Raw genomic sequence first — 8,169 nt, forward strand, 5'->3', positions numbered from 1 at the left:
GTGTTCTCCCGCCAGTGCGCATCTCGCGACGCGGATGCGTTGTCTGCAACCAGTGTAGGACGCGTTCGCGTTTCTGGCGGGAGAATGTGGCGTGCACGCCGCACGCCGAGGGATAGTCCTTACTGCGCGGCGGCCGCTGCTTGCGCCTGCAACGCTTCTTCGCGGCGCTCTTCCGTGCAGCGCTGATGCTGGCGCGACAGGCGGTTCATCAGCGGCAGCAGCAGCAGCGCGAGCAGCATGCCGATCGCGGCGAGCCAGCCGAGCTTCTCGAACAGCGACAGGTAGAGCGGCAGCGACTCGGTGGCCGGCAGTTCGTGCGACGGCATCTGCGCGAAGTTTGCGACGACGCTGCCCAGATACTGCGACACGCCCGTCGCGACGAAATACGCACCCATCATGAAGCCGCTCATGCGCGCCGGCACGTAGCGGGCGATCATCGCGAGGCCGAGGCCGCTCACCAGCAGTTCGCCGAGCGAGTACAGGCCGTAACCCCACACCATGAACCACGACGACACACGGCCGTCGACCGCGTAGCGGCCGCTGATCGTGAACACCAGGTAGCCGGCTGCCACCGCGCCGAAACCGAGCGCGTACTTCGCGGCGACCGGCAGGTCGCGGCCGCCCTTCGCGACGGCGTTGTAGACCCACACGAGCACCGGGCTCAGCAGCATGATCCAGATCGGGTTCAGCGCCTGGAACTGCGCGGCGCTCCACGTGAACAGCGTCGTGCCGAACAGCATGAAACGCGGGTCGACGTTGCGCAGCGCGAACAGCGTCAGCGACGTCGACATCTGCACGTAGAAGATGAAGAACAGGATCACCTGGCCGATCAGCACGAGCGCCGCGATCAGGCCGGCGCGCTCCGAGCGCTCCGACTTCGCGATCATGTACGCGAAGATCGCGAGGATCGCGAATGCCGCCATCCACACGCTGGCGACCGCGAGCTGCTTGTGCTGCAGCACGTACAGCGTGATCAGCGCGAGCGCGACGCCGCCGGCCGCGACCGCGCCGAGGCGCTTCCAGCGGATCGGCTCGTCGTCCGGCTGCGAGCCGACGTGCGCGAGCGTGCGGTGCATCAGCATGAAATTGAGGATCGCGAGCAGCATGCCGCCGCAGCAGACCGCGAACGCGGTGTGCCAGCCCCAGTGATCCTTGATCCACGGCGTCGCGAGCATCGACACCGTCGAGCCGATGTTGACCGCCATGTAGTAGATCGTGAACGCGCTGTCGATGCGCGCGTCGTCGCCTTCGTAGATGCGGCGCACGAGGTTCGCTGCGTTGGCCTTGAACAGGCCGTTGCCGACGACGATCACGCCGAGCGACGCGTACATGTACGCGAGGTGATCGTTCGGCACCGCGAGCATCAGGTAGCCGGCGCACAGCACGGACGCGCCGATGATCATCGTGCGGCGGGCGCCGAGCACCTTGTCGCCGATCCAGCCGCCGATCGACGGCGCGGCGTAGACGAGTGCGGTGAATGCACCCCAGGTCAGGTTCGCGTGGCTGTCGGTGAAGCCGAGCCGGTCGACCATGAAGAGGACCAGGAGCGCGGCCATGCCGTAGTAGCCGAAGCGCTCCCACATTTCGATGAGGAAGACCGTCGTAAACGATCGGGTCTGTGAAACAGGTGCGTGCATCATCAATCTCGTTTGAAACGGACGGCGCGGATCGCGCGTCGCCTTGGGGGTCGAACTGGCGCCGGAGCACTGAGGCCGGGTAGGCTTGCGTCGGCGATGGAGCAGTCGGGCGGTTAGCCCGGGCCGGGGTCGGATTCCACCTGGGAAGGCGGAGCGCGGCCCCGACCGGCGCGCGAATGGTAACGTTTGCCGGTCCGGTGCGTCGGGTCCGCGCCACTTAGGGAAACTCCCGATATGGCAGCAGCTTTCAGGAACATTTGTCTCATCATCTACCTGTAAGCTTGACGCCGGTTCTCCGCAAATTCCCGGAGAGCCGCTTGCAGCTTGCCTGTGAAGCCTGCGAGTCTGGCAAGATAGCGCGTCGTTTCGTGCGCTTCGGGCCCTGTTTAGTGCACCGGGCTCAACGCCGAAGGCGTGTACGAACCCGAAGATTAAGCTATCTCCAATTAACTTAGTTACTTTCCATCAAACATTTTTTGACGACCACTTTTCGGCCTGCTATGGTTCCCCCCACTGAAAACTCGCGATCGGCAGACGCTGTCGCACTCGGCAGCAAGATTCGCGCGTTGCGCCAACGTCTGAAGCGCACGCTCGACGACACCGCTACCGCCGCGGGGATTTCGAAGCCGTTTCTGTCTCAAGTCGAGCGCGGGCTCGCGTCGCCGTCACTGACGTCGCTGGCCGGTATTGCCCACGCACTCGGCGTGACGGTGCAGTACTTCGTGGATACGCCGAGCGAGGAACGCTCGGTGTGCCGAGGCGATCAGTTGCGCTTCTTCGGGTTTGCCGATTCGGCGAACCTGTTCGCGAGGCTGACGAACGTGTCCGAAGGGCGCCAGCTTGAGGCGATCCTCGTGAGGATGCCGCCGGGGCAGAAACGGTCCGAGGTGACGACACATGCAGGAGAGGAGTTCCTGTACGTGATTGAAGGGGAAGTGTCGCTGACGCTGGAAGGCAAGACGTTCGTCCTGCAGGCCGGCGACAGTTCGCACTATCAGTCGACGGTGCCGCACAGCTGGGTCAACACCGCGAAGATCGAGTCGGTGGTGGTCTGGGTCGGTACGCCGCGACTGTTCTAACGCACGGGTATTCCTTCGTTTCATTCGACGGAATGCCTGTCGAAAGAAATGTAAGGAATACTAACATGCAATACGAGAATCACGGGCCTCCTCAATCGCTGCGCCCGTCAGCGTCTCACGCGTAATCCGCGGCATCCGCCGCGCGACGCTCACCGAACAACCTTCTCAAGACTGCCACGATGAAATCCTTGCATGCCATGTCGGCCGTGCTGGCCGCGCTCGCCCTGACGACGCCCGTCGCCCACGCCGTGACCGTTCCGTCGAACGTCGCACTCGCTCCCCAACAGGACCTGACGCGACAGGTGCCGGCCGAAGTCGAGTCGCTCGACCCGGCGCACATCGAATCGTGGACCGGCAACACGATCGGCCTCGACCTGTTCGAAGGGCTCGCGCGCATCGACGCGGCCGGCCAGGTCGTGCCGGGCGTCGCGCTGTCGTGGGAGCGCAAGACGCCGCAGACGTGGATCTTCAAGCTTCGCCACGACGCGAAGTGGAGCAACGGCCAGCCGGTGACGGCCGCCGATTTCGTCTATTCGTGGCAGCGCCTCGTCGATCCGAAGACGGGCTCGAAATACACGATCCTCGTCGAGTTCATCAAGAACTCGAAGGACATCATCGCCGGCAAGGCCGCGCCGACCACGCTCGGCGTGCGCGCGGTCGACCCGTACACGCTGGAAGTGACGACCGACGTGCCCGTCGCGTTCTTCCCCGAACTGACCGCGATGGCGCCGCTCGCGCCGGTGAACAAGGACGTGGTGACGAAGTTTGGCGACGCATGGACGCGCCCCGGCAACCTGGTCAGCAACGGCGCGTACCAGCTCGTCGACTGGCAGCCGAACAACCGCATCGTGGCGACCAAGGACGCGAAGTACTGGAACGCGTCGAAGGTGGTGATCAACAAGGTCACGTACCTGCCGATCGAAAGCGACGAAACCGCGATGCGCATGTACCAGGCCGGCCAGATCGACTACAGCTACTCGATCCCGTCGGGCATCTTCCAGCAGGTCAGCAAGCAGTTCGGCGCCGAACTGCGCCCGGGCCTGCAGCTCGCGACCTACTACTACTACCTGAACAACAGCGACGCGGCGCTGAAGGACAAGCGCGTGCGCCAGGCGCTGTCGATGGTGATCGATCGCGACGTGCTGACGTCGAAGCTCACGCAGGCCGGCGAGAAGCCGATGTACGGGCTGATGCCGAACGGCACGAAGGGCGTGCAGCCATTCACGCCGGAATGGGCGTCGTGGCCGATGGCCAAGCGCATCGCGACCGCGAAGGACCTGCTGAAGCAGGCCGGCTATTCGGATGCGAAGCCGCTGTCGTTCACGCTCACGTACAACACCAACGACCTGCACAAGAAGGTCGCGCTGTTCACCGCATCGGAATGGCGTACGAAGCTCGGCGTCACCACGAAGCTCGAGAACGTCGAGTTCAAGGTGCTGATGAAGCAGCGGCATGACGGCAAGGTGCAGATCGCGCGCGACGGCTGGTTCGCCGACTACAACGACGCGATGACGTTCTTCGACCTGATCCGCTGCGGCAGCTCGCAGAACACCGTCGGCTACTGCAACAAGCAGGTCGACGCGCTCGTCGAGGAAGGCAACCAGAAGCTCGACGACAACGCGCGCACCGCGCTGCTCACGCAGGCGCACGACATGGCGATGAAGGACACGCCGATGGTGCCGCTGTTCCAGTACTCGGCCGACCGTCTCGTGAAGTCCTACGTCGGTGGCTATTCGCTGAAGAACGTGATCGACATGCGTGCTTCGCAGGACATGTACCTGATCAAGCACTGAGCGGAGCGATCATGCTGGCCTACGCATTGAGGCGCACGTTGTGGGCGGTGCCGACGATCCTCGCGGTCATCACCGTCTGCTACCTGCTGCTGCATTTCACGCCCGGCGGCCCGTTCGATACGGAGAAGCAGCTGTCCGCCGCGACGCTCGCGAACCTGAACGCGAAGTACCACCTCGACGAGCCGCTGTGGAAGCAGTACTTGCTGTATCTCGGCTCGCTGCTGCACGGCGATCTCGGCCCGTCGTTTCGTTACGTCGACTGGTCGGTGAACGATCTCGTGAAGAAGGCGCTGCCCGTGAGCCTCGGCGTGGGCGGCGTGTCGATCCCGATCTCGATCGTGCTCGGCGTGCTGCTCGGCACCGTCGCGGCCGTGCGCCGCGACAGCGTGATCGATCGTTTCGTGATGCTGATCGGCAACTTCGGCAACGTCGTGCCGCCGTTCGTGCTCGGCCCCGTGCTCGTGTGGATCTTCGCGATCCTGCTGAAGACGTCGGAAGGCAACGGCTGGCTGCCGGCCGGCGGCTGGGGCGACGGCGGCTGGCGGTACCGGCTGCTGCCGATCGCGCTGCTGACCCTCATCAACGTGTCGCTGCTCGCACGCGTGATGCGCGGCTCGATGATCGAGACGCTGTCGAGCAACTACATCCGCACCGCGCGCGCCAAGGGCCTGCCCGGCTCGACGATCGTGCTGCGCCATGCGCTCAAGCCCGCGCTGATGCCGGTCGTGTCGCTGTTCGGCACGGTCTGCATCACGTCGATCACGGCGGCCGTCGTCACCGAATCGGTGTTCGCGCTGCCGGGCCTCGGGCAACTCGTCGTGAACGGCGCCATCAACCGCGACTACACGCTGGTGCTCGGCCTCGTCGTGCTGACGACCGTCTGCGCGGTGCTGTTCAACCTGCTGGTCGACCTCGCGTACGCGTGGCTCGATCCGCGCATCCGTTATTGAGCGAGGCACAGCGATGACCCCGACCACTCCCGTCGTCGGCCTGCCCGTGCAGACCGATTCGCCGCCGCGTTCGCGCTCGCCGCTCGAGCTGGCGTTCGCGCGCTTCCTTCACAACCGCGCGGCGCTGTTCAGCCTCGTGCTGCTCGCGCTGATCACGCTCGCCTGCTTCGTCGGCCCGTGGCTGCTCGCGGCCGATCCCGCCGCGAGCGACTGGGGCTCGATCAGCCTGCCGCCGACCTGGGCGAACCAGCACTGGTTCGGCACCGACGAGCTCGGCCGCGACCTGCTCGTGCGCACGCTGATCGGCGGCCGCGTATCGATCGAGGTCGGCCTGCTCGGCACGCTCGTGTCGGGCCTGTTCGGCGTCGCGTGGGGCGCGACCGCGGGCTTCGCGGGCGGCCGCGTCGACTCCGTGATGATGCGCGTCGTCGACATGATGTACGCGATCCCGTACCTGCTGATCGCGATCCTGATGATGACCCTGTTCGGCCGCTCGTTCATGCTGGTCGTGCTGACCATCAGCGCGTTCTCGTGGATCGACATGGCGCGCGTCGTGCGCGGCCAGACGCTGTCGCTGCGCAATCGCGAGTTCGTCGACGCGGCGCGCGCGATCGGCGTGTCGCCGGCGTCGATCGTGCTGCGTCACGTCGTGCCGAACCTGCTCGGCGTGGTCGTCGTGTACGCGACGGTCTCGGTGCCGAACATCGTGCTGACCGAATCGGTGCTGTCGTTCCTCGGCCTCGGCGTGCAGGAACCGATGACGAGCTGGGGCGTGCTGATCCAGGATGGCGCGCAGAAACTGGAATCGATGCCGTGGCTGCTGCTGGCCCCGGCCGTCATGCTGTGCGTGACGCTCTATTGCGTGAACTTCGTCGGCGACGGCCTGCGTGACGCGCTCGACCCGAAGGATCGCTGAAATGGCTGCTCTGCTGGAAGTAGAAAACCTCGGCGTGCGCTTCACGCGCAAGGATGCGCCGCCGATCGACGCCGTCAACGGCGTGTCGTTCTCGCTCGAAGCCGGCAAGACGCTCGGCATCGTCGGCGAATCGGGCTCGGGCAAGAGCCAGACCGTGATGGCGCTGCTCGGCCTGCTGGCCGGCAACGGCACGACGACCGGCACCGCGCGCTACCGCGGCGACAACCTGCTCGACATGGATACGCGCGCGCTGAACGCGGTGCGCGGCGACCGGATCGCGATGATCTTCCAGGACCCGATGACGTCGCTCAATCCGTTCCTGACGATCGAGCGGCAGATGACCGAGACGCTGCAGCTGCATCGCAAGCTGTCGCGCAAGGAAGCGATCAAGCGCGCGATCGAGGCGCTCGAATCGGTGCGCATTCCCGACGCGGCGCGCCGCATCCGCATGTATCCGCACGAGTTTTCGGGCGGCATGCGGCAGCGCGTGATGATTGCGATGGCGCTGCTCTCCGAGCCGGAAATCCTGATCGCCGACGAGCCGACCACCGCGCTCGACGTGACCGTGCAGGCGCAGATCATCGACCTGCTGCGCGAGCTGAACCGCGAGCGCGGCACCGCGATCGTGCTGATCACGCACGACATGGGCGTGGTCGCCGGCCTCGCCGACGACGTGATGGTCATGTACGCGGGCCGCACCGTCGAATACGCGCCGGCCGACTCGATTTTCGCGGCGCCGTCGCATCCGTACACGATCGGCCTGCTCAACGCGCTGCCGCGCCTGACCGACGCGGACGATGCGCCGCTCGTCGCGATCCCCGGCAACCCGCCGATGCCCGGCACCGCGCCGGCCGGCTGCGCGTTCGCGAAGCGCTGCACCTATGCGGAAGAACGCTGCGGCATTGCTCGCCCGGCGCTCGAAACCTATGGCGCCGTGGGCGCGGTGCGCGCGTGCCACCGGCCCGTGGCCGATCTGACGGGAGGTCTGCGATGAGCGTCGATGAACGCCGCCAAGCCGGCGCGACGGACGACACGCTGCTGTCCGTCGAGAATCTGAAGGTGCATTTCCGCGTGCCGCTGGGCGGCTATCCGTGGTCGCCGAAAGGCACGTTGCGCGCGGTCGACGGCGTGTCGTTCGACGTGAAGCGCGGCGAGACGGTCGGGCTCGTCGGCGAATCGGGCTGCGGGAAGTCGACGCTGGCGCGCGCATTGATCGGCCTCGTGCCGATGACGGCCGGCACCGTGAAATGGCGCGGCCAGGCCGTGGCGCCGGATCACCTGCGCGGCACCGCGATGCGGCGCGAAGTGCAGATGATCTTCCAGGACCCGCTCGCGTCGCTCGATCCGCGCATGACGATCGAGCAGGTCGTCGCGGAGCCGCTCGTCACGCACCACGCCGGCCTCGGCCGTGCCGAAGTGCGCCGCCGCGTGGTCACGATGCTCGAGCGCGTCGGTCTGAACGCGCATCACCTGCTGAGATATCCGCATGAATTTTCCGGCGGGCAGTGCCAGCGCGTCGGCATCGCGCGTGCGCTGATCAGCGAGCCGAAGCTCGTGATCTGCGACGAACCCGTATCGGCGCTCGACGTGTCGATCCAGGCGCAGATCGTGAACCTGCTGCGCGATCTGCAACGCGAACTGTCGTTGTCCTATCTGTTCGTCGCGCACGATCTGGCGGTGGTGAAGGCCATCAGCCAGCGCGTGCTCGTGATGTATCTCGGCCGCGTGATGGAGTTCGGCACGCGGCATGACGTGTACGGCGTGCCGCAACACCCGTACACGAAGGCGCTGCTC

7 protein-coding genes are annotated in these 8,169 nt (G+C 65.9%); 6 read left to right on the forward strand and 1 reads right to left on the reverse strand.

Annotated features, from left to right (window positions below; genetic code table 11):
* Window positions 1-119: 119 nt before the first annotated feature.
* Complete coding sequence (locus tag JMF90_RS13745) at window positions 120-1,640, reverse strand: peptide MFS transporter (RefSeq protein WP_011548887.1); 1,521 nt, start codon at window positions 1,638-1,640, stop codon at window positions 120-122.
* Window positions 1,641-2,137: 497 nt separating this feature from the next.
* On the opposite strand from JMF90_RS13745, the gene JMF90_RS13750 reads away from it, so the two are divergent.
* From JMF90_RS13750 to JMF90_RS13775, 6 genes are all read left to right on the forward strand, one after another.
* Complete coding sequence (locus JMF90_RS13750) at window positions 2,138-2,716, forward strand: cupin domain-containing protein (RefSeq protein WP_011548888.1); 579 nt, start codon at window positions 2,138-2,140, stop codon at window positions 2,714-2,716.
* A gap of 179 nt (window positions 2,717-2,895) precedes the next feature.
* The gene (locus JMF90_RS13755) at window positions 2,896-4,509 is read left to right on the forward strand and encodes a peptide ABC transporter substrate-binding protein (RefSeq protein WP_006480298.1); all 1,614 of its coding nucleotides are present in this window, start codon (window positions 2,896-2,898) and stop codon (window positions 4,507-4,509) included.
* Between the two features lie 11 nt (window positions 4,510-4,520).
* The gene (locus JMF90_RS13760; RefSeq protein ID WP_006480299.1) at window positions 4,521-5,459 is read left to right on the forward strand and encodes an ABC transporter permease subunit; all 939 of its coding nucleotides are present in this window, start codon (window positions 4,521-4,523) and stop codon (window positions 5,457-5,459) included.
* A 13-nt stretch (window positions 5,460-5,472) separates the two neighbouring features.
* Window positions 5,473-6,375: an ABC transporter permease gene (locus JMF90_RS13765; protein WP_011548889.1), complete on the forward strand. Its 903-nt coding sequence runs from the start codon at window positions 5,473-5,475 to the stop codon at window positions 6,373-6,375.
* A 1-nt stretch (window position 6,376) separates the two neighbouring features.
* Window positions 6,377-7,369 (forward strand): ABC transporter ATP-binding protein, encoded by a 993-nt coding sequence (locus JMF90_RS13770; protein WP_011548890.1) that lies wholly within the window; start codon window positions 6,377-6,379, stop codon window positions 7,367-7,369.
* The coding region (locus JMF90_RS13775; RefSeq protein WP_201325163.1) for an ATP-binding cassette domain-containing protein at window positions 7,366-8,169 on the forward strand (804 nt) is incomplete at its 3' end. The genes JMF90_RS13770 and JMF90_RS13775, both read left to right, overlap by 4 nt.

The sequence above is a fragment of the Burkholderia sp. E168m23 genome, assembly GCF_016586125.1.
Classification (GTDB): Bacteria; Pseudomonadota; Gammaproteobacteria; order Burkholderiales; family Burkholderiaceae; genus Burkholderia; species Burkholderia orbicola.